This is a genomic window from Burkholderia sp. Bmkn7, assembly GCF_041103175.1.
Classification (GTDB): Bacteria; Pseudomonadota; Gammaproteobacteria; order Burkholderiales; family Burkholderiaceae; genus Burkholderia; species Burkholderia cepacia.
Map to the genome: position 1 here is coordinate 1,508,788 of NZ_JBGCUH010000003.1, position 21,334 is coordinate 1,530,121.

Genomic DNA, 21,334 nt, shown 5'->3' on the forward strand with positions numbered 1-21,334 from the left:
TTGCGCAGCGCCTGAGCGCGAGACGCAGCGGTCCGGGCGGACCGCCGCGCGTGCTTATTGACGGTGATAGATCTCGGCGCCGGTCTTGACGAACTCGACTGCCTTGACTTCCATCCCCTTCTTCAGCGCTTCGGTTTCCGACACACCCTGCTGCGCCGCGAACTCGCGCACGTCCTGCGTGATCTTCATCGAGCAGAAGTGCGGGCCGCACATCGAGCAGAAGTGCGCGACCTTCGCCGAATCCTTCGGCAGCGTTTCGTCGTGGAATTCGCGCGCCTTGTCCGGATCGAGACCGATGTTGAACTGGTCTTCCCAACGGAACTCGAAGCGCGCCTTCGACAGCGCGTTGTCGCGCACCTGCGCACCCGGGTGGCCCTTCGCCAGGTCGGCGGCGTGAGCGGCGAGCTTGTATGTGATGATGCCTTCCTTCACGTCGTCCTTGTTCGGCAGGCCGAGGTGTTCCTTCGGCGTCACGTAGCACAGCATCGCGGTGCCGAACCAGCCGATCATCGCGGCGCCGATGCCGGACGTGATGTGGTCGTAGCCCGGCGCGATGTCGGTGGTCAGCGGCCCGAGCGTGTAGAACGGCGCTTCCTTGCACCAGTCGAGCTGGAGATCCATGTTTTCCTTGATCAATTGCATCGGCACGTGGCCGGGGCCTTCGATCATCACCTGCACGTCGTGCTTCCACGCGATCTGCGTGAGTTCGCCGAGCGTCTTCAGCTCGCCGAGCTGCGCTTCGTCGTTCGCGTCGTAGATCGAGCCCGGGCGCAGGCCGTCGCCGAGCGAGAAGCTCACGTCGTACGCCTTCATGATCTCGCAGATCTCTTCGAAGTGTTCGTACAGGAAGCTTTCCTTGTGATGCGCGAGGCACCACTTCGCCATGATCGAGCCGCCGCGCGACACGATGCCCGTCATCCGGTTCGCGGTGAGCGGCACGTACTGCAGGCGCACGCCCGCGTGGATCGTGAAGTAGTCGACGCCTTGTTCGGCCTGCTCGATCAGCGTGTCGCGGAAGATTTCCCAGGTCAGGTCCTCGGCCTTGCCGTTGACCTTTTCCAGCGCCTGGTAGATCGGCACCGTGCCGATCGGCACCGGGCTGTTGCGGATGATCCACTCGCGCGTTTCATGGATGTGCTTGCCGGTCGACAGGTCCATCACCGTGTCGCCGCCCCAGCGGATCGCCCACGTCATCTTGTCGACTTCCTCGCCGATCGACGACGTGACGGCCGAGTTGCCGATGTTCGCGTTGATCTTCACGAGGAAGTTGCGGCCGATGATCATCGGCTCGGATTCCGGGTGGTTGATGTTCGCGGGGATGATCGCGCGGCCGCATGCCACTTCCGAGCGCACGAATTCCGGCGTGATCTCGGCCGGCGCGTTCGCGCCGAAGGCCGCTGCGCCGAACGCCTGGCCCGGGTGCTGGCGGCCCATCATCGCGGCGAGCTTCGCGCCGTTCGGGCCGCTCGCCTTCAGGCTCTCGAGGTACTCGGCGCGGCGCTGATTCTCGCGGATCGCGATGTATTCCATTTCCGGCGTGATGATGCCCTGGCGCGCGTAGTGCATCTGCGTGACGTTCTTGCCGGCCTGTGCGCGGCGCGGGTTGCGGTGCAGGCCCGGGAACCGCAGGTCGGCGGTGGCCGGGTCGGCCGCGCGCTCGAGGCCGTACTGGCTCGACAGGCCGCCGAGCACTTCGGTGTCGCCGCGTGCCTCGATCCAGCCCTGGCGCAGCGCGGCCAGGCCCGCGCGGATGTCGATCTTCGCGTCCGGATCGGTATAGGGGCCCGACGTGTCGTACACGTAGATCGGCGGGTTCTTTTCGCCGCCGAAGCCGGTCGGCGTATCGGCCTGCGTGATTTCACGCATCGGCACGCGGATGTCGGGCTGCGAGCCGGTTACATAAACCTTGCGCGAATTGGGCAGCGGGGCGATAGCGGCGGCGTCGACGTGTGCGTCGGCGGACAGAAACTTCGGATTGGCGTTCATGCAATCTCCTGTATGAGCGCCGGACAGGCGCTTCGGCGCTTGCCCGGAGCCCTTGACGAATGTGGGGCTCGAGCTAAGCAGGAGACGAGGCTTGGTGAGGCGGCGGATTTCGTCAGAAGGATGGCGGCGAAATCCGTACGCTTCCCTGCGCTGGCATTATCCAGATCAGGTTCAAAGGGTATTTCTCACCCGCAATGCCGGTTGTTTGACCGCGCGCATTGCAGGACCCCCGCGTTAGCAGCGCACACGATACACTGGCTTCGCGGCGGTTTCAACCGGGAGAGGATCGGCTGCCCCGGTGCGGCCGCAGCATGGCGGGCGGTGCGATGGCCCGTCGAGATGGCAGCGCGCGTCGCCGCTGCATGGCCCCACGGCTTGGCCGGCCGGGGTGAAGCGGTGCAACATGGCGCGCTTTCGCGCAACCTCAAAAAATTTTTTCGCAGCGGCTGTCATTTCCCGCGACGTCGTCCGTCTATTCGGCTCCTTAAACCCATGTTTTGGAGAGATGTCATGAAAAAAGTACTGATCGCCGCTTGCGTCGCCGCTATCGCCACGATCGCCACGGGCGCGTATGCGCAGAACGACGCGATGTCGCAGCCGGGTTCGTCGATGTCGAAGGACGCGATGGGCCACGACGCGATGGCCAAGGATGCAATGGGCCATGACGCGATGAAGAAGGACGGCATGAAAAAGCATGCGATGAAGAAGGACGCGATGTCGCACGACGAGATGGGCAAGCCGTCGGGCGACAAGATGGCGCCGTCGAACTGACGGAAGCGGACGCGGCGCGGCCGGCGCGTGCGTCGCACGGCGGCCGCCCGCACCGCATCCTGTCTCGTCGACTCATTCCCGGAGTCTTCATCATGCAAACCGTTCCCGCTACCGGCCGCGCGACCGCCACGCCGCCCGCGCGCCCGATTCATCCGCTGTGGGTGCGCGCGAGCCACTGGCTCAATGCGCTCGCGGCGATCCTGATGGTGCTGTCCGGCTGGCGCATCTACGATGCGTCGCCGATCTATCCGCCGTTCGTGTTTCCGCACGGCATCACGCTGGGCGGCTGGCTCGGCGGCGCGCTGCAATGGCATTTCGCGGCAATGTGGCTGCTGGTCGGCAACGGGCTGTTCTACCTCGCGATGTCGATCGCGACGGGGCGCCTCGCACGCAAGATGCTGCCGGTCACGCCGGCGTCGATATGGCGCGACGTGCGTGCCGCGCTGGGCGGACGGCTGTCGCACGACGACCTGAGCGTCTACAACGCGGTGCAGCGTGCCGCTTACCTGACCGCGATCGTCGATCTCGTCGTGCTGGTGCTGTCGGGCCTCACGATCTGGAAATCCGTGCAATTCCCGCTGCTGCGCGAATTGTTCGGCGGCTACGACAACGCGCGTGTCGTGCACTTCTGGGCGATGTCGCTGCTCGTCGCATTCGTTGTCGTTCACGTCGCGATGGCGCTGCTGGTGCCGCGCTCGCTGCTCGCGATGCTGCGCGGTCGCTGACCCGCGAGCCGCGGGCGAAGGAAATCATCATGTCGGAATCCGAATACAAGCGCGACGGTTCGCGCTGGCCGCTCGACCGGAAGTCGCTCGAGCTCGACGTGCGCCGCGAGCTCGAGATGCCGTCGCGGCGCCTCTTCAACCGGCGCATCCTGACGCTCGGCGGCCTGACGATGCTGACCGGCTGCACGTTGAAGGACGACGCGTCGGTCAACACGTTCCTCGAGACGGTGTCGCGCATGAACGACCGCGTGCAGGCGTGGCTGTTCAGCGGCGAACGGCTCGCACCGACCTACACCGAAGCCGACATCACGCGACCGTTCCCGTTCAACGCGTACTACGGGATCGACGACGTGCCGCACGTCGATGCGTCGACGTACCGGCTCGTGCTGTCCGGCCGCGTGACGGGCAAGCGCGTGTGGACGCTCGACGAACTGTATGCGCTGCCGCACGCGGAGCAGATCACGCGACATATCTGCGTGGAAGGGTGGAGCGCGATCGGCCGCTGGGGCGGCACGCCGTTCGGCGCGTTTCTCGCACGGGCCGGCGCCGATACGCGGGCGAAGTACGTGGGCTTCAAGTGCGCGGACGATTACTACGAGAGCATCGACATGCCGACCGCGCTGCATCCGCAGACGCTGCTCGCGTTCGACTACGACGGCCGCCGGCTGCCGCCGGAATTCGGCTTCCCGATGAAGCTGCGGATGCCGACCAAGCTGGGCTACAAGAACCCGAAGCACATCATGGAAATCTTCGTGACCGATACGTATCCGGGCGGCTATTGGGTCGATCAGGGGTACAACTGGTTCGGCGGATCGTGAGCGGTGCGTGGCATGCGGTGGCGGCGCGTGCCGCGACGCATCACGCGGATTCACGCACCTGGAGGTCGACGCGCAGGCCGACAGCCGCCGCCATGTTGACGAGCGCGTCGAGCCCGAACAGGTTGATCTTGCCGCGCAGCAGGTCGGAGACGCGCGGCTGCGTGACACCCAGCTGTTTCGCGGCCTGAGCCTGGCTGAGCTCGAGCTGCGCGATGCGCTGCTTGAGTGCGATCATCAGTTCGGAGCGCAGCTTCATGTTCTCGGCTTCGGCCGGCTGGCCCTCGATTGCGTCCCAGACGCTTGCGTAACGTTCGTTGGTCATCGTTTCCTCTCCATCATCAGCGCGCGATAGCGCCGGGCGGCCAGATCGATATCGGCCCTGGTCGTGCGCGCCGATTGCTTCCTGAAGCAGTGAAGCACGTAGACGGCGTCGGCGAAGGTCGCGACGTAAATGATCCGGAATGCACCGCTCGTTTCGCGCAGGCGAATTTCCCGCACACCGACGCCGACGGTGCGCATCGGCTTCCAGTCGTCCGGCGCCAGGCCGCGTTGCACCTGGTCGATCTGGTGGCCGGCTTCGCGTCGCGCGGGCAGCGGAAAACCGCGAAGATCGGCGAGGGCGCTGCCGACGAAAACAACCGGCTTCGGCGGAAGAATGGTCGAATTATACAAAATTTTGTATGGGTGTGGCGGGTTTTGAACGAAGGTCGCGCAGGGCACGCGGCGCGTGAGTCGACCGTCACGATAAGGGGGAAGCCGTGGCCGGTGTGCAGGACTGGCCGTTCGGCCGATGCCTGGCTCGCGCGCGGCGGATTGCCGTCGGCAGTGGGGGCGAGCCGGCACCGGCAGCGCATGCGCGCGGCGTATCCGGCCCCCGATTTCACCCGCCCGCCGGCCGTAAAATGTCGCGCGGAAACATCATTCGCGATCCTTTCAGACAGGTCCGACGATGCTTTCGAATCCTTGATGCCATAATGCCGAGCGTGCGCAGCCGAAGCGGTTGCGCGCATTTTTTTTGTCCCTCTGCCGCCGCCTGCCGGTTCTCTTTCGTCGCCGTTCGCACTGCCATGTCGTTCCGCACGTTCGCTCTGCCTTCCCGGTCCCGCCAGGGCCGTTTGCCGGCATCGCCGGCGTCTTTCAGCGGAGCACGCGGCGCGACGTGCGGGCAGGCTGCGCGATGACGCCGCTCGACCGTCTCCTCGATTTCCTCGCCCGCTTCTCGTTCCGGATCCGCCTGCCGCAAAGCCGCGGCGGCCGCGTCGCGCTGGCGCTCGTGTTCATCTATTTCGTCTGGGGTTCGACTTACAGCGGCCTGCATTTCGCGCTGCAGTCGTTCCCGCCGCTGCTGCTGTCGGGGCTGCGCAACCTGCTCGGCGGGATCGGCCTGTTCATCTTCGCGCTGCGGCGCAAGCCCGAATGGCCGACGCTGCTCGAAATCCGCAATGCGGGGATCGTCGGCACGATGCTCGTCGCGCTGTCGTCCGGCACGATCGCGCTCGGGATCAGTTCGGTCAGCAGCGGCTCGGCCGCGGTGATGGTGGCCACGGTGCCGCTGTTCGCGACCGTGATCGCGGCGGTGGCCGGCCGGCCGGTCACGAAAGGCGAGTGGGCGGCCGTCGCGCTCGGGATGGTCGGCATCGTCGTGCTGAATTCGGGCGGCGCGGCCGCGCAGAATTCGGCGCTCGGCACGATCTGCGTGCTGGCCGGCGCACTGTTCTGGGCCGGCGGCGCGCATCTCGCGACGCGGCTCAAGCTTCCGTCCGACCTGTTCCTGTCCACGTCGCTGCAGATCGGCCTGGGCGGCATGATCTCGACGCTCGTCGCCTGGCTGATCGGCGAGCGCATCGAGCACGTGATGGTGGGGCCGGTGTTCGCGTTCCTGTACCTGATGGTGTTCTGCACGATGGCCGCGTACGTTGCGTACGGCTACCTGATCCGCCACACGAGCCCGATCATCGCGAGCAGCTGCATGTACGTGAACCCGATCGTCGCGGTCGCGCTCGGTGCGCTGCTGCTGGGCGAGCCGGTGACGATGGCGACCGTGGTCGCGACCGTCGCGATCCTCGGCAGCGTCGGGCTGTCGTTCGTGTTCGATCCGGCGCGCCGGCCCGCGGCGCGCGCGGCAGCCGCCGGTTCGGCGGCCGCGGCAGCCACGTCGGCGGCGGAGGCTTCGTCCGCGCCCGAGCAGATCGCGGTGCCGGATGCGGCACCGATCCTGGCGCCTTCCGCCGTTCCGCTGGCCGTGCCGACCCCGGCTGCCGTGATGGACCCCGCCGGGGTCGTGGATCCGGCGCCGGCGTTCGCGCCGCCGCCCGCCGCCGAGCCGGCAGCGCCCCGCAGCGACGCGTGACGCTGCCGTGGCCGGTCGCGCTTAGTCGCGCTGGCCGCCGCGATGGTGGAACCAGCCCGCCAGCGCGGTGAACGCCAGCCCGGTCGCGCACAAGCCGATCCAGCCGAACGCGTGCCACGCGGCCACACCGGCCGACGAGCCGAGCGCGCCGCCGATGAAATAGCACACCATGTACACCGTGTTCACGCGGCTGCGCGCCTCGGGCTTCAGCGCATAGATGCGCGACTGGTTCGAGATCTGCGCGGCCTGTACGCCGACGTCCAGCACGATCACGCCGATCACGAGCCCGACGAGGCTCGAGCCCGACAGCGCGAAGATCACGAACGACAGCGCGAGCAGCGCGATCGCGAGCGAGATGATCGCGCGCGGGCCGCGCTTGTCCGCGAAGCGGCCCGCGTAGGGCGCCGCGAGGGCGCCCGCCGCCCCGACGATCCCGAACAGGCCGGCCGCCTGCGGGCCGAGATGGAACGGCGCGCCGGCGAGCAGCAGCGTGAGCACGGGCCAGAACGCGCTGAATGCCGCGAACAGCGCGGCGCCCGTCAAAGACGCCTCGCGCAGCCCGCGCAGTTCGACCGCCAGATGCCACATCGAGCCGAGCAGCTTGCCGTATGACAGCGTCGAAGTCGGCGAGCTGCGCGGCAGCCGCAGCACGATCACGGCGGCGAGCGCGACGAGCGCCGCGACCGACGCGGCGAACACCGCGCGCCAGCCGAAATATTCGGCGACGAAACCGGCGGCGGTGCGCGCGAGCAGGATGCCGAGCAGCAGGCCGCTCATCACGGTGCCGACCGCGTGCCCGCGTTCGGCCGGCGGCGCGATCTCGGCGGCGAACGGCACGGCCTGCTGCGCGATCGTCGCGAGTACGCCGATCGCGAGGCTCGCGACGGCGAGCACGGCCAGCGACGGCGCGGCGGCCGCGACGATCAGCGCGACCGACAGGCCGGCGATCTGCATCAGGATCAGCCGGCGGCGGTCGAAGCGGTCGCCGAGCGGCGCGAGCAGGAACATGCCGGCCGCATAGCCGAGCTGCGTCGCGGTCGGCACCGCGCCGATCCACGAGGCGCCGTCGGGAAACGCGGCGCGGAAGCTGTCGAGCAGCGGCTGGTTGTAATAGATGTTCGCGACGGATACGCCCGCGATCGTCGCGAGCAGCAACAGCAGGCTGCGCGAATAGTGGGGCGAGGCGGCGTCGGTCGGATGGTCGGTGGAGGCGGTGGACATGGCTGCGCGGACGGAGTGGGGCGGCGCGGCGCGCGGCGCACGCGTCGGGTGCGCGGGCGCGCGGGGCGCCGGTCAAGGCTGCCGATCATACCGGAGCGGCGTGAATCCTGCCGGGCGCGCGGCGGGGCGGCGGACCGGCGAAGCCGGCAGAGTCGGCAGAGTCGGCAGAGTCGGCAGAGTCGGCAGAGTCGGCAGAGTCGGCAGAGTCGGCAGAGTCGGCAGAGTCGGCAGAGTCGGCAAATCGGCAAATCGGCAAATCGGCAAATCGGCAAATCGGCAAATCGGCAAATCGGCAAATCGGCAAATCGGCAAATCGGCAAATCGGCAAATCGGCAGATCGGCAGATCGGCAGGTCGGCAGGTCGGCAAACCGGCAAACCGGCAAACCGGCAAACCGGCAAACCGGCAAACCGGCAAACCGGCAAACCGGCCGTCCGCCACCTCGTCACCGCGCGCGCTTCACTCCGTCAATCGACCAGCTCGCCCGTCGGCTCGTAGAACGGATAAGGCCCGGCGCCTTCATCGACATACACGTGATGCGACGTCATCCCCGTATCGGGTGCATGACGGTGAACCGCGAACGCCGGCGGCTCGAGCCGGAATGCGGACGGCGCGTCGGTTCGCAGGTCGAAGGCGACCTGATGCGCGGGCGACGGCACCGCGGCCGCGAGCGTGCCGCCGAAGCGCGTGAACATCGTGCGATGCACGTGGCCGCACAGCACGCGCTCGACGTTCGGATGAGCGCGCAGCAACGCGTCGAGTTTCGCGGTGGCGGCGGGCGCGAGGCGCAGCTTGTCCATGTGGCCGATTCCCGCCGCGAACGGTGGATGATGCAGCGCGACGATCACGGGCCGGTCGCGCGCGGCGTCGAGCTGCGCGGCGAGCCACGCGAGCCGTGCGTCGCACAGGTCGCCGTGGCTTGCGCCGGGCACCTGCGAATCGAGCGCGAGCACGCGCACCGCGCCGACGTCGAGCGCGTACTGCACGAATTCGCCATCCTGCAGCTCGGCGCGATCGGCAAACGCGCGGCGCAGCCCGGCGCGGTCGTCGTGATTGCCGATCATCAGGTAGTACGGAATCTCGAGCGCCGCGAGCAGCCCGCGCAGGTTGCCGTACTCTTCATCGTGGCCGAAGTCGGTGAGGTCGCCGGTGACGAGCACGGCGTCGGGGCGCGGCACGAGCGCGTTCAGTCTGTCGATGCAGCGCGCGAGCGCGGCCGCCGTGTCGACGCGCCGGTACGCGAGCTGGTCCGGACGCTTGATGTGGAGATCGCTGATTTGAGCAAGCAGCATCGTCGTTCCTCGGAATCGTCTGGTTGTTGTCGCGGCGGCGTCGCGCGCCGCGGTAGGGGGCTGCATGAATGATGCCCGAACGACCGATTACGCGCCGAGCGCGATCAGGCCTTCCGGTGCGATCGCAAGGCCGACCGCCGTACCGCGTGCGAGCGCGATGCGGCCCGGCACGTCGATCACGAGCGCATCGGGGGCCGCATGCTCGATCGTGAGCCGCGTGCGTTCGCCGAGGAACGCGCACGCGCTGACCGCGCCGCGCAGCGGCGCATGCGCGGGATCGGCGAGCTGCGCATCCTCGGGGCGGAAGAACCACTCGTCGGCGGCGTGCGGCGTGGTGATCGCGCCGCCTGTGGTCACCAGCGTGCCGTCGCGCCACTGCCCGGCGAGCCGGTTCAGCGTGCCGATGAACTGCGCGACCGTGCGGTTCGCCGGGTGGTAGTAGATGTCGCGCGGCGTGCCGATCTGCTCGATGCGGCCCGCGCCCATCACGACGATCCGGTCGCCGAGCTCCATCGCTTCGGCCTGGTCGTGCGTCACGTAGACCGTCGTCACGCCGAGCTCGCGCAGCAGCGCATTCATCTCGCGACGCAGCACGTCGCGCAGCTTCGCGTCGAGCGCGGTCAGCGGCTCGTCGAGCAGCAGCACGCGCGGTCGCACCGCCAGCGCGCGGGCCAGCGCGACGCGCTGGCGCTGGCCGCCCGACAGCTGGTCGACCGGCTTGTCCGCATGCGCGTCGAGCCGCATCATCGCGAGCAGCTCGTCGACGCGCGCGCGCAGCGCGCGCGGCTCGGTCTTGCGGATCTTCAGCCCGTAGCCGACGTTGCCGCGCACCGTCAGGTTCGGAAACAGCGCGTAGTTCTGGAACACCATGCCGACCTGCCGGCGCTCGATCGGCAACGCGGTGACGTCGTCATGGCCGAAGGCGATCGTGCCGCCGGCATCCGGCGTGTCGAGGCCCGCGATCAGGCGCAGCGTGGTCGTCTTGCCGCAGCCCGACGGCCCGAGCAGCACGAGCGTTTCGCCCGCGCCGATCGACAGGTCGAGCGGTTCGAGCACGCGCGTGCCGCGGAACGTCTTCGCACAGCGGGTCAGGGTGATGGGAGTGGAATCGAGTTTCATGTCTGCGAGAAATTCAGCGCGGGCGCTTCTTGAGCGCACGCGTGCCGGATGGATCGACGCCGAGCCACTGCATCGCGACGAGCAGCGGCAGCGTCATCAGCAGGAACAGGATCGTGTACGCGCTGCCGACTTCGAGGCGCAGCGACGCATAGGTATCGGCGAGCCCGACCGGCAGCGTCTTGGTGTCGGGCGTGTGCAGCATCCACGTGAGGTTGAATTCGCCGATCGACAGCGTGAGCACCGCGAGCGCGCCCGCAACGATGCCGGGGCGCAGGTTCGGCAGCACGATCGTGACGAAGCGCGTGACGAAGGATGCGCCGAGGCTGGCCGCACCTTCCTCGAGCGTGCGCAGGTCGGCACCGGCCGCGACGGCTGCCACCGCGCGCACCATGAACGGCAGCGTGAACACGACGTGGCCGGCGACGATGAACCACAGGCTCATCCGGAACGCGGTGAAGCCGCCGTAGACGACCAGCAGCGCGAGCGCCGACGCGAGGCCGGGCAGCGCGACGGGCAGCACCAGTGCCTCCTCGATCGCGCGTGCGACGCGGTGCCTGCTGCGCGCGAGCGCATAACCGGCCGGCACGCCGACGACGAGCACGATCGCGAGCGTCGCGAACGCGACGTAGAGCGACAGCGCGACCGAGCCGTGATACTGCTGCCACACTTGTTCCAGCCAGCGCAGCGTGAGGCCGCTCGACAGGCCGCGAAAGTAGTTGACGGTGAGGCCCGCGAGCACCGACATCACGACGGGCACGATCAGGAACGCGCACAGCAGCAGCGTGACGCCCCATTGCAGCGCGGCGATCATGCGCGCGCCGGTGACGCGCGGCGCGCGGCGGGCGAAACCGTTCGCTTGCGCGGGAGCAGGTGCCGGCGAAGGCGACGGCGACGGCGCGGAAGAGCCGGAAAGCGATTGCATGCGGAAATCCTCAGGCCGCGGCGGCGGCGGTGTGGCCGGTGAAGCGACGCGCGAGCGCGAGCACGGCCCAGGTGACGATGCCGAGCACGATCGACAGGCCGGCCGCCGTCGCGATGTTCGCGTTCAGCGTGAACTCGGTGTAGATCGTCATCGGCAGCACGTTCAGGTCGGTGGCGAGCGTGAATGCGGTACCGAACGCGCCCATTGCGGTCGCGAAGCAGATCGCGCCGGCCGCGATCAGGCCCGGCGCGAGCGCCGGCAGCACGATGTCGACGAAGATGCGCCACGGCGACGCGCCGAGCGAGCGCGCGGCTTCCTCGAGCGACGCGTCGAGCTTCGACGCGGCCGCGATCACGGTGACGATCACGCGTGGAATCGAGAAATACAGGTAGCCGACGAACAGCCCGGCGACCGAGTACGCGAACACCCACTTGTCGCCGGTGAGCTTCGCGGACAGCATGCCGATCAGCCCCTGCCGGCCGGCGAGCATGATCACCATGAAGCCGACCACGACGCCCGGGAACGCGAGCGGGAACGTGAGCAACGCGAGCAGCACGCGCTTGCCCGCGAATTCGCGGCGCGCGAGCAGGAGGCCCGAGATCGTCGACAGCGCGAGCGTCGCGAGCGTGACGCCCGCGGAGAGCGCGACGGTCTCGCCGAGGCTTTTCATGTAGCGTGCATTGCCGAGCAGGGCCGCGTAGTGCGGGAGGAATGCGCCGTCGGCGGACACCCGGACGAGCGCCGCCATCGGCAGCAGCCAGAAGGCGGCGAACACCGCGAGCGCCGGCGCGACGAGCGCGACGCGCCAGCGCAGCGGGAAAGTCAGGTCGAGCATCGGTGCGTCCTGGCGCTTACTGCATTACTTGCAGGTACTGCTGGCCGAATGCCTGCTGGCCGGCCGCCATCTTGCCGAAGTCGACCGATTTCGCGCGGGCGTATTCGCTCGCCGGCAGGAACTTCGACGCGACGTCGGCGCCGAGCGCCTGTGCGCGCACCGGGCGCAGGTACGCGTTGGCCCACAGCTTCTGGCCTTCGTCGGACAGCACGAAGTCGAGCACCTTCCTGCCGTTCGCGTCGTGCGGTGCGCCCTTCACGAGACTCATCACGTACGGCACCGCGATCGTGCCTTCCTTCGGAATCACGAACTCGACGTTCGCACTGTCCTTGTACTTCGCGCGATACGCATCGAAGTCGTAGTCGAGCAGGATCGGGATCTCACCCGACAGCACGCGCGCATACGCGGTCTGCTTCGGCACGATCGGTGCGTTCGCCTTCAGCTTCCTGAACCAGTCGAGCGCCGGCTTGAAGTTGTCGAGGCTGCCGCCGAGCGCCTGGTTCACGGCGACCGCGCCCGCGTAGCCGACGAACGCGCTCGACGGGTCGAGATAACCGACCATGCCCTTGTATTCCGGCTTCAGCAGGTCGGCCCACGAGCGCGGCACCGGCTTGCCGTCGAGCGCGTCCTTGTTCACGAAGAAGCCGAGCGTGCCCGAGTGGATCGCGAACCAGTAGCCTTGCGGGTCCTTCAGGTTCGCGGGGATGTCGTTCCAGTGCGCGGGCTTGTACGGAGCGATCACGCCCTTGTCCTTCGCCTGTAACGCCGACGACACGCCGAGGTAGACGACGTCGGCCACCGGGCTCTTCTGCTCGGCGATCAGCTGCGCGATCGACTGGCCCGAGTTCTTGTTGTCGAACGGCACGCGGATGCCGGTCTTCTGCTTGATCGCGGCGATCTGCGCGGCCCAGTCGGCCCATTCGGGCGGGCAGTTGTAGCAGATCGCCGTTTCGTCGGCGTGGGCGGCGGGCGCGCCGGCGACGAGCGCGGCGAAGGCGAGCGGCGCGGCAAGCGCGCGCAGCAGCGAGGTCAGGCGATAGGACACGGTGAATCTCCGGGCGAGTGGGTGTGGCGCTGGGGTGGTGTGGTGATGGGTGTGTGTGTGGCCGCGCGGCGCGTGCGTTCGGCGCTCACGCGTTGCGCAGTTGCAGGTCGGTGGCCGGCGGCGCAATCGTCGCACCGTCGCGCACCGTGTGCGGCAGGATCGTCGACGTGCGCTCGATCGCCGCGCCGCCGATGCATTCGACGAGACGCTGCCACGCGTGGCGGCCGATGTCGCGGTTCGGCGTCGCGACGCTCGCGAGCGGCGGCGCGAGCAGCTCGCCGATCGCGATCCCGTCGAAGCCGAGCACCGACAGATCGTCAGGAACCGAGAAACCCGCACGGCGCAGGCCGCGCATCACGACCATCGCGAGCAGGTCGTTGCTGCAGAAGAGGGCGGTCGGACGCGTGGCGTGCGCGGTGAGGTGCGCGAGCACCGCATCGGGCAGCTCGGGCGCGTTGAAGTCGACTTCGACGGGCGGCAGCGGCGCCACGCCGACTTCCTCGAGCGCCTGCGCATAACCGAGATGACGCTGGCGCGCGCGGTCCGACGCGGCGAGCGAACCGGCCAGCATCAGCACGCGGCGATGGCCGTGCGCGGTCAGCCGTTGCACGCCGTCATAGGCGGCGCGGCGGTTGTCGACCGACACCGACGGGCGGCGCTGCGTGTCGTTGTGCATCAGCACGTAATGCGGGCCGTCGCGATCGAGCATGTCGAGCAGCGGGTGCGTGTCCGCATCGGCGACGGTGAGGATCAGCCCTTCGACGCGTTGCTCGCGCAGCGTCTCGATCGCATGACGCTCGCGCGCCGCGTCGTATTCGGTCGTCATCAGGATCAGCTTGAAACCGGCCGCGGTCGCGAGCGCGTCGATGCCTTGCAGGCAGTCGGCGAACACCGGGTTCGACAGCGTCGGCACGACGACGCCGACGAGCCGCGTGCGCTCGCCGCGCAGTTGCCGGCCAAGCGGGCTCGGGCGGAACTGCAGCGTGTCGATGGCGGTGCGGATCGTCTGCAGCGTGGCGGGGCTGACGGTATGCGGCGCGTTGATCGCACGCGAAACGGTGGCGATCGAGAAGCCCGCGAGGGCGGCGACGTCCTTGATGGTCGAGGTCATGAAGTCTTGCGATGTAAACGTTTTCGGCCGGGGAATTATCGAAAACGTTTGTGACTTCGCGATGACGCACGCGACGCTTGTTTCGCGACAAGCACGATACAAACGTCAGACGGTTGGGGCCCGTCGGACGACGCGCGGTCGATTGTATCGGCGGAGGTCGCGGCGCGGGACGAAATCGGCGGCCGTGTGGCGCCGGTGTCGTATCGGCGTCGAACGCGCGGGCGGAAGTGATGCGATGGCGTCGGTATCGCGATGCGGCGCGGCGGAATAAGGGAACGCATGCGCAAGCAATGGTAGAATCGCGTCCGCCCTCTTGCCGGGGTGATGAAATTGGTAAACATAGCGGACTTAAACGATTGAGTGCCCGGCCGGAAACGGTCGGTGCAGAACCCTTCAAATTCGGCGAAACCCCTGATGTGCGCATCGAGGCAACGCCGAGCCAAGCCTCGCGGCATCCGCGAGGAAGGTGTAGAGACTAGACGGGGGGCGCCTAAGGCGCACGGGCAGCAGGCACGCCCGCGCGCGATGGTGAAGGCATAGTCCAGCGCACGAACGGCATCGCGTCCGCGACGCCGGCTTTGAAAGAAGCAGTGTGACGAAAATCCGCCGCCTTAACTGGCTTGCCGGTTCGAGTCCGGTCCCCGGCACCAAAAACTGTTCCAGCAAATTCTGCTGAGATGCTGAAACCTGCGACAGCGCAAGGCTTCGCGGTTTTTTTATTCCAGGGTACTCCAGGCTCGTTCATAGACGGCCGGGGGAGCAAGTTGGGGCAACATTGGGGGGCCGTTGCCTCACTATCTCAGACTCCGCTCTGAAGTTGCCCCGCGCCGCTGACCGCCACGACTATCCGAAACGCCAAATTCTCTGACAAGCTCGCGCGTCTATTTGACGGTGGCGGTCTCTATCTTGAAATCGCGCCTAGCGGGGCAAGTGGTGGCGGCTCAAGTACCGCTTCGCGGGAAAGGAAAAGCGTATCTCGCTGAGCGTCCAACCGTCCAAGTGATGGTCATGCTATTGCTTGCTCGTCCGCTCGTCGCCGCAAATCTGACCTTCACTACTGCCATTCGGGTATTCCCGCCCGGCCCCGCCTGTCGAGAGATTAGCAACGACTGTGAGGTCGACCGAAGGACTAAGTTTGATAACTAATGCTATATTGATCGGGTCGTTGAAAAATAACGCATTCTTACGCGTGAAAAGAAAATGATTACATTGCCATTGTTGTTTGAAAATATTCTTCAGAAAGTTCCTGCACTTGAGGCAGCCGTGCGTAAGAATTTGGAACTGTTTGAACCTTGGCTCGAACAAAGCGGAATGCCGTTCTTTCCCGGATTCACAGACCATAGCCCGCGCCATATTCGGGATGTATTGGAGACCGCCGCGTCGCTGGTTTCCGACCAAAGTCGTGACTTACTAAGTGCGGAAGATATTACTGTTCTTTGCATGTCGATTCTGCTCCATGACTGCGGCATGCATTTGACGCAAGATGGATTCCGTGCGATTGCAAACAATGCAGAGCCAGCGGTAATATCTGGGCTCCATGATCGACCATGGCAGCAACTTTGGAATGATTTTCTCGGTGAGGCAAGTCGATTTGGTGAAGAAAAGCTCGTTGCGATTTTTGGTGATGCGGAACCTCTTCGCATAGATCAATTACGTCTTGATGACCTCTCTGAGCGTGATTGTCTGTTAGTCGGGGAATTTGTACGTCGGCACCATGCACGACTTGCTCACGAAATTGCTCTGCGAGGTGTTCCGAATCGGAATGGCGCGCCGCTTGAGTTGATTGGACTTGATCAAGAAATCAAAGATCTGGCTGGTTTGGTTGCGCGTAGTCATGGGATGTCAATTAGATCCACTTTTTCTTACATTGAAGATCGATATGGGTTGATACCTGAACATCGGCGAATTAAAACGCCATTTTTGATGGCGGTGCTCCGAATAGCGGACTATGTTCAAGTTCAGAGTGAGCGTGCTTTAAGAAGTTTGTTAAGCGTCAAAGAGCTAAGGAGTCCAGTCTCTCGTCAGGAGTGGCGGAATCACTTTGCCGTTCGTGATGTTTCTGTAAGACACGACGACCCGGAGGCTTTATACGTCCACGCGGCACCAACGGACGTCAGGACATATCTAAGACTTACTACGTTGTTCAAGGATATTCAACGCGAACTAGATGAGTCCTGGGCAACTATTGGTGAAGTCTACGGCCGGCGCGGGGACCTCGCGGCGCTGGGTCTTAGTTGGCGACGTATCAGATCTAACTTGGACAAGACGGAGCAATTTGCCAGAACCGTCCCGTACATTCCGATTAAAGCTGGCTTCGACGCATCCGGCCCGGATTTGCTGAAGCTTCTGGTTGGTCCGCTCTACGACTATTCGTACAAGGTCGGAATTCGCGAATTGGTTCAGAACGCCGTTGACGCGTGTAGAGAACTCGCTGACCTCTCAGAGAGGGAATTAAAAAATGTGAACAAACCGGACAAAATCGACGTTCTGGTCGAGTTCCAAGAGTCGGACGATGGAACCGGCTGGATTACCGTGAGCGACCGGGGCGTTGGTATGACGCTAGATACGATTACAAAATATTTTCTTATCGCGGGAGCTTCATTTCGCAACAGCGATGTGTGGAAGCGACAGCATATGGATGAACGCGGACGTACGCGGGTACTTCGCGGCGGAAGGTTCGGCGTTGGAGCGCTCGCAGCGTTTCTTCTCGGCGATGAGATTAAGGTCCAAACACGGCATATTGATAGAGCGGACGTTGATGGGCTCGAATTTACTGCGCGAATGGACGAACCTGTTGTTGAACTTAGACGCTGCGTATTACCGTATGGTACAAGCATACGGGTATGGATCTCTGATCATCGCGTCCTTGACGCGCTTCGTCCAACTGTGTCGTCCGACGTGATCAATAATGGTGCTGGTGACTCGATAAAACTCGACAATTGGCATGCGGTCGATTGGTTTGCTCAAGCTGAGCCTCGTGTTAAATATGTTTGGAATGGATTTGATATATCCAAGAGTTACGAGTACCGTGAAAAAATTCGAATAAAGGCGGAATACATTCCATCGCATGACAAAGTGGTGCCGTCACCCAACGGGCCGTTGGGGGATTGGCGTGCGCTCCCTGATCCCACCCCCTATGCCGCCATATTATGGAGATATGAGTTTAAAAAGGAACCGCGATCAGGCGAGAACGAGGATCATCTATTGCCCTCCGAAATTACGGTCAACGGGATCCGTGTTCAAAAAATTGGTCGTTACGATGGGCGGGATACCCATATCGGCATTGCCGGGAAAGGAGAAGAGTTCGGCCCAAGGTTTGCATTGCGCCGCCCGTCGATTGCGGTGTTTGACCCCGCGGGAGTATGCCCGATCAACCTGCAAAGAAGTGCGATAGCTTTTGACAGGATGGGTTTGGACGACCGTCTCGCTGACGACATACTCGCACGTCACATTGAAGCAATCGCAGCGGAGGCGCGGATTTGCACATCTCTATTGGATTTTCAGAAGTTATGCAAAAAAATGACGAAGGAAGAGGCCGTTAATTATGGAGGATTCGTGTCACCAATCTGCGCGACTTCTCTGGGAATTACGTTGAATTCTGTTCACCTGCTCGCCGAGCTTGAAATTAGAAATTTGTTTTTTATAGACTCGCCAGACGCAGCACCACCTTCGTCCTTCTCTAGTGTCCTCCGAGACGAGGATGCGCTGTTCTTTCGACAGCGAGGCGGAGGAGTTGCAAACGATCTGACGTGGTTTCGTGGACTTTTCGATCCCAGTTATTGGTATTCGTCAACGGCAGGGCTACCGCGAGTCTATCGTCAGGAGGCAATCTCCGTAATGCCACGGAAAAAATGGCTTTCAGCGAGCGAAAAAGGGAAGGTTAACCGTCAGATACTGGAATCTTTGAGTAATAAAGCGCACCGGGGTAATTTTGAGCTTGTTGTCTCTGGAAAAATTAAACAAGCTGATCGCTTTCTCGATCGTATAGACAAACTTTTAGATATTTTTGGTGAAAATGCGGAAATATCCATATGGTCGATGCAAGACGGGCAGCAACTGTCGGAGCAGGTGCCCTTACTAACTAGACTCTGGGTCTCGACCATAGGTGGCGCGACATTTAAGTCTGAGTGACGCCTACAACTGCATGAACGATGACATTGATCGAATATGCAGCATCCGTCCCGCTTACTGATGCGGCGACGACGCCGGAGTAGCTTAGGGTCGCTGCCGGCGAATACCGTACATGGACGCCCCCGGCCCGATGGGCTTCATGATGCAGCGGTGTAAATCGACAATCTTTTGCTACTCATCGATTTGCGTCCGCTGACCTAACGGGAGTGTTCTCTCCATGACGATTTCGCCGTTCGGCGAGCGATATGGGTAGAAAAGTGCGCAGGTAGCTTGCGGGGCTTTCCTGCATTGCGTGTAAGGTAGACCATCTCACCATCCAAAAAATTAGGCTTGCGACCATGAGCTTTGTATCTAAAGTCAGGCGGCCAAGCGGCCAAGCGGCCAAGCGGCCAAGCGGCCAAGCGGGCATGGGGGCAACTCTGGAGGCAGCTTGCTCATTTCACCAGGGTGTATCACGGACTGGTAAGGAGTAGGCGAAACTATTTCAGTCCGATCCCCGCACCATCGATTGCGTCGATGCGATTCGGTTCGATGAAGGGGTAAAAAACCGCAAGAAATCCAGCGCTCGCCGTTTTTTATTTGGCCCACGCACCGGCAGCGGCACGCCCGCGCGGCTCGCGATGCGCTTCACTGCGCCGAAAACCTCGCCATGTGATACTGGCACGCACGTCGCACCGGACGCCTGCGTCGCCACCGGCGAACGCGTCCCGCCGGCAGCCTCCCCATCGTTTGCCTCCCGCAGGACCACCCGTCATGACCGACTCGACCCATCACTATTACGAACCGTCGCAAGGCCACGGCCTGCCGCACGATCCGTTGAACGCGATCATCGGCCCGCGCCCGATCGGCTGGATTTCATCGCGCGGCAGCGACGGCACGCTGAACCTCGCGCCGTACAGCTTCTTCAACGCGTTCAACTATCGGCCGCCGATCATCGGCTTTTCGAGCACCACCGCGAAGGACAGCGTGCGCAACGTGCAGGAGACGGGCGAGTTCGTGTGGAACCTCGCGACGCGCGATCTCGCCGAGCGGATGAACCAGACCTGTGCCGCCGTGCCGTACGATGTGAACGAGTTCGAACTCGGCGGCCTGACCGCGGTGCCGTCGCGCCTCGTCGACGTGCCGCGCGTCGCGGAAAGCGGCGTGAACTTCGAATGCAAGGTGACCGACGTGATCCGGCTGCGCGACCATCGCGGCGTCGAAACGCCGGCCACGCTGGTGCTGGGCGAGGTCGTCGCGGTCCATATCCGCCATGACTTGCTGAAGGACGGCATCTTCGACACGTTCGGTGCGGGCATCATTCTTCGTGCGGGCGGCCCGTCGGCTTATGTGCACGTGAAACCCGACAGCCGCTTCGACCTGTTCCGTCCCGACGCGTGATCGAGCGCGCGTCGCAGTAAGCCGGCAACGGGGCGCACAAGCACCCGAACCCGACGAAAGACCCCGTTGAAATCCAGGATTTCGCGGGGTCTTTTGCTTCGTACCCTCACATGATCGGGACGACGCCGATCCGTCCGTCCCTCGATTCCCGGTCGCCGTCATCGCCGCCCCGGCGACGATGCGCTGCAGCAAACCTGTCCTTCGCCGAAGCCGGCCGCCGCCATGGCAAATCTGCTCACGACGAACGAGCGGCTTGGGCATCGACGCCCGCCGCTGCCAGGCATAGATTTCCAAGGTTGACGTGCTTATCCGCGCGTCAGCTCGCGCGCAGGCCGGCAACCGGCCCGCGCGTTCCCAAACAGCGTGAGACACAATCGAGCGTGGAGACGACACGATGAGCCTGTCAGAGCCATTGCGTCTGCATGTGCCGGAGCCCACCGGGCGCCCGGGCTGCAAGACGGATTTTTCCTACCTGCATCTATCGCCGGCCGGCGCAGTCCGCCGCCCGCCGATCGACGTAGCCGCGGCGGACACCGCCGATCTCGCCCGCAGCCTCGTGCGCGTGCTCGACGACAACGGCAAGGCCGTCGGCCCGTGGGCACCGGATCTCGACGATGCGCGGCTGATTGCCGGCCTGCGCGCGATGCTCAAGACCCGCATTTTCGACGCGCGCATGATGATCGCGCAGCGCCAGAAAAAAATCTCCTTCTACATGCTGAGCCTCGGCGAAGAGGCGATCGGCACCGCGCATGCGATGGCGCTGCGCGACGGCGACATGTGCTTCCCGACCTACCGCCAGCAGAGCATCCTGATCGCACGCGACGTGCCGCTCGAGCGCATGATCTGCCAGCTGATGTCGAACGAAGGCGACCCGCTCAAGGGCCGCCAGCTCCCCGTGATGTACTCGGATCGCGACGCGGGCTTCTTCTCCATTTCCGGCAACCTTGCGACGCAGTTCATCCAGGCGGTCGGCTGGGCGATGGCGTCGGCGATCAAGGGCGACACGAAGATCGCGTCCGCGTGGATCGGCGACGGCGCGACGGCCGAATCCGACTTCCACACCGCGCTCACGTTCGCGCACGTGTACCGCGCGCCGGTCGTGCTGAACGTCGTCAACAACCAGTGGGCGATCTCGACGTTCCAGGCGATCGCGGGCGGTGAGGGCACGACGTTCGCGGGGCGCGGCGTCGGCTGCGGGATCGCGTCGCTGCGCGTCGACGGCAACGACTTCCTCGCGATCTACGCGGCGTCGAGCTGGGCGGCCGAACGTGCGCGCCGCAACCTCGGCCCGACGCTGATCGAGTGGGTGACCTATCGTGCGGGCGCGCATTCGACGTCGGACGATCCGACCAAGTACCGGCCGAGCGACGACTGGTCCCATTTCCCGCTCGGCGACCCTGTCGAACGCTTCAAGCGTCACCTGATCGTCAAGGGCATCTGGTCGGACAGCGCACACGAAGCGTTGACGGCCGAACTCGAGGCCGAGGTGATCGCCGCGCAGAAGGAAGCGGAAAAATTCGGCACGCTGGCCGACGACCGGATTCCGTCGCCGGCCTCGATGTTCGACGACGTCTACAAGGAGCTGCCCGCGCACCTGCGCCGTCAGCGCCAGGAACTGGGAGCATGATC

Annotated in this window: 17 protein-coding genes, 1 pseudogene and 1 riboswitch; of the genes and pseudogenes, 8 read left to right on the forward strand and 10 right to left on the reverse strand. The window is 64.7% G+C overall.

Going from position 1 to position 21,334, the window contains the following annotated elements; translation table 11 throughout:
* Nucleotides 1–54 precede the first annotated feature (54 nt).
* Complete coding sequence (gene thiC / locus AB3K92_RS28570) at nt 55–1,986, reverse strand: phosphomethylpyrimidine synthase ThiC (protein ID WP_369466304.1); 1,932 nt, start codon at nt 1,984–1,986, stop codon at nt 55–57.
* A 124-nt stretch (nt 1,987–2,110) separates the two neighbouring features.
* A riboswitch (TPP riboswitch) is annotated at nt 2,111–2,227 on the reverse strand.
* 269 nt (nt 2,228–2,496) lie between these two features.
* Here thiC and AB3K92_RS28575 point away from each other — a divergent pair.
* The 3 genes from AB3K92_RS28575 (at nt 2,497) to AB3K92_RS28585 (ending at nt 4,300) form a co-directional block, all read left to right on the forward strand.
* Nucleotides 2,497–2,757 (forward strand): pentapeptide MXKDX repeat protein, encoded by a 261-nt coding sequence (locus tag AB3K92_RS28575; RefSeq protein WP_369466305.1) that lies wholly within the window; start codon nt 2,497–2,499, stop codon nt 2,755–2,757.
* A 92-nt stretch (nt 2,758–2,849) separates the two neighbouring features.
* Nucleotides 2,850–3,482, forward strand: a complete 633-nt coding sequence (locus tag AB3K92_RS28580; RefSeq protein WP_027787939.1) for a cytochrome b/b6 domain-containing protein — start codon at nt 2,850–2,852, stop codon at nt 3,480–3,482.
* Nucleotides 3,483–3,511: 29 nt separating this feature from the next.
* On the forward strand, nt 3,512–4,300 hold the full coding sequence (locus AB3K92_RS28585; RefSeq protein ID WP_369466306.1) for a molybdopterin-dependent oxidoreductase: 789 nt from the start codon (nt 3,512–3,514) through the stop codon (nt 4,298–4,300).
* A 40-nt stretch (nt 4,301–4,340) separates the two neighbouring features.
* Here AB3K92_RS28585 and AB3K92_RS28590 read toward each other — a convergent pair whose 3' ends face one another.
* Together AB3K92_RS28590 and AB3K92_RS28595 are read right to left on the reverse strand one after the other, a co-directional pair.
* A complete protein-coding gene (locus tag AB3K92_RS28590) occupies nt 4,341–4,622 on the reverse strand; it encodes a helix-turn-helix domain-containing protein (protein ID WP_059486657.1) in 282 nt (93 codons plus the stop codon).
* A complete protein-coding gene (locus tag AB3K92_RS28595) occupies nt 4,619–4,972 on the reverse strand; it encodes a type II toxin-antitoxin system RelE/ParE family toxin (protein WP_042976757.1) in 354 nt (117 codons plus the stop codon). The genes AB3K92_RS28590 and AB3K92_RS28595 overlap by 4 nt, the downstream gene beginning before the upstream one ends.
* A 505-nt stretch (nt 4,973–5,477) precedes the next feature.
* On the opposite strand from AB3K92_RS28595, the gene AB3K92_RS28600 reads away from it, so the two are divergent.
* Complete coding sequence (locus AB3K92_RS28600) at nt 5,478–6,650, forward strand: EamA family transporter (protein WP_059486883.1); 1,173 nt, start codon at nt 5,478–5,480, stop codon at nt 6,648–6,650.
* A gap of 21 nt (nt 6,651–6,671) precedes the next feature.
* Here the strand turns inward: AB3K92_RS28600 and AB3K92_RS28605 are convergent, their stop codons facing one another.
* The 7 genes from AB3K92_RS28605 to AB3K92_RS28635 form a co-directional block, all read right to left on the reverse strand.
* On the reverse strand, nt 6,672–7,871 hold the full coding sequence (locus AB3K92_RS28605) for an MFS transporter (RefSeq protein ID WP_224052789.1): 1,200 nt from the start codon (nt 7,869–7,871) through the stop codon (nt 6,672–6,674).
* A 466-nt stretch (nt 7,872–8,337) separates the two neighbouring features.
* Nucleotides 8,338–9,162 carry a phosphodiesterase gene (locus tag AB3K92_RS28610; RefSeq protein WP_369466308.1) on the reverse strand — a complete coding sequence of 275 codons (825 nt, stop codon included), beginning with the start codon at nt 9,160–9,162 and terminating at the stop codon, nt 8,338–8,340.
* Nucleotides 9,163–9,249: 87 nt separating this feature from the next.
* On the reverse strand, nt 9,250–10,281 hold the full coding sequence (locus tag AB3K92_RS28615) for an ABC transporter ATP-binding protein (protein WP_059649300.1): 1,032 nt from the start codon (nt 10,279–10,281) through the stop codon (nt 9,250–9,252).
* Between the two features lie 13 nt (nt 10,282–10,294).
* A complete protein-coding gene (locus AB3K92_RS28620) occupies nt 10,295–11,203 on the reverse strand; it encodes an ABC transporter permease (protein ID WP_369466311.1) in 909 nt (302 codons plus the stop codon).
* 10 nt (nt 11,204–11,213) lie between these two features.
* Nucleotides 11,214–12,038, reverse strand: a complete 825-nt coding sequence (locus AB3K92_RS28625; RefSeq protein WP_048024450.1) for an ABC transporter permease — start codon at nt 12,036–12,038, stop codon at nt 11,214–11,216.
* Between the two features lie 16 nt (nt 12,039–12,054).
* Complete coding sequence (locus AB3K92_RS28630; protein ID WP_369466313.1) at nt 12,055–13,083, reverse strand: ABC transporter substrate-binding protein; 1,029 nt, start codon at nt 13,081–13,083, stop codon at nt 12,055–12,057.
* An 85-nt stretch (nt 13,084–13,168) separates the two neighbouring features.
* Nucleotides 13,169–14,194, reverse strand: coding sequence for a substrate-binding domain-containing protein (locus tag AB3K92_RS28635; RefSeq protein ID WP_126360616.1), 1,026 nt, complete (start codon nt 14,192–14,194; stop codon nt 13,169–13,171).
* Nucleotides 14,195–15,039: 845 nt separating this feature from the next.
* On the opposite strand from AB3K92_RS28635, the pseudogene AB3K92_RS28640 reads away from it, so the two are divergent.
* The 4 genes and pseudogenes from AB3K92_RS28640 to AB3K92_RS28655 all read left to right on the forward strand — a co-directional run.
* A pseudogene (locus AB3K92_RS28640) lies at nt 15,040–15,188 on the forward strand (Arm DNA-binding domain-containing protein); the annotation flags it as partial.
* Between the two features lie 206 nt (nt 15,189–15,394).
* A complete protein-coding gene (locus AB3K92_RS28645) occupies nt 15,395–18,325 on the forward strand; it encodes an ATP-binding protein (RefSeq protein ID WP_226191643.1) in 2,931 nt (976 codons plus the stop codon).
* A 753-nt stretch (nt 18,326–19,078) separates the two neighbouring features.
* Nucleotides 19,079–19,705 carry a flavin reductase family protein gene (locus tag AB3K92_RS28650; RefSeq protein WP_126360618.1) on the forward strand — a complete coding sequence of 209 codons (627 nt, stop codon included), beginning with the start codon at nt 19,079–19,081 and terminating at the stop codon, nt 19,703–19,705.
* A gap of 394 nt (nt 19,706–20,099) precedes the next feature.
* Nucleotides 20,100–21,332 (forward strand): 3-methyl-2-oxobutanoate dehydrogenase (2-methylpropanoyl-transferring) subunit alpha, encoded by a 1,233-nt coding sequence (locus tag AB3K92_RS28655; RefSeq protein WP_042975095.1) that lies wholly within the window; start codon nt 20,100–20,102, stop codon nt 21,330–21,332.
* The last annotated feature ends 2 nt before the right edge of the window (nt 21,333–21,334 follow it).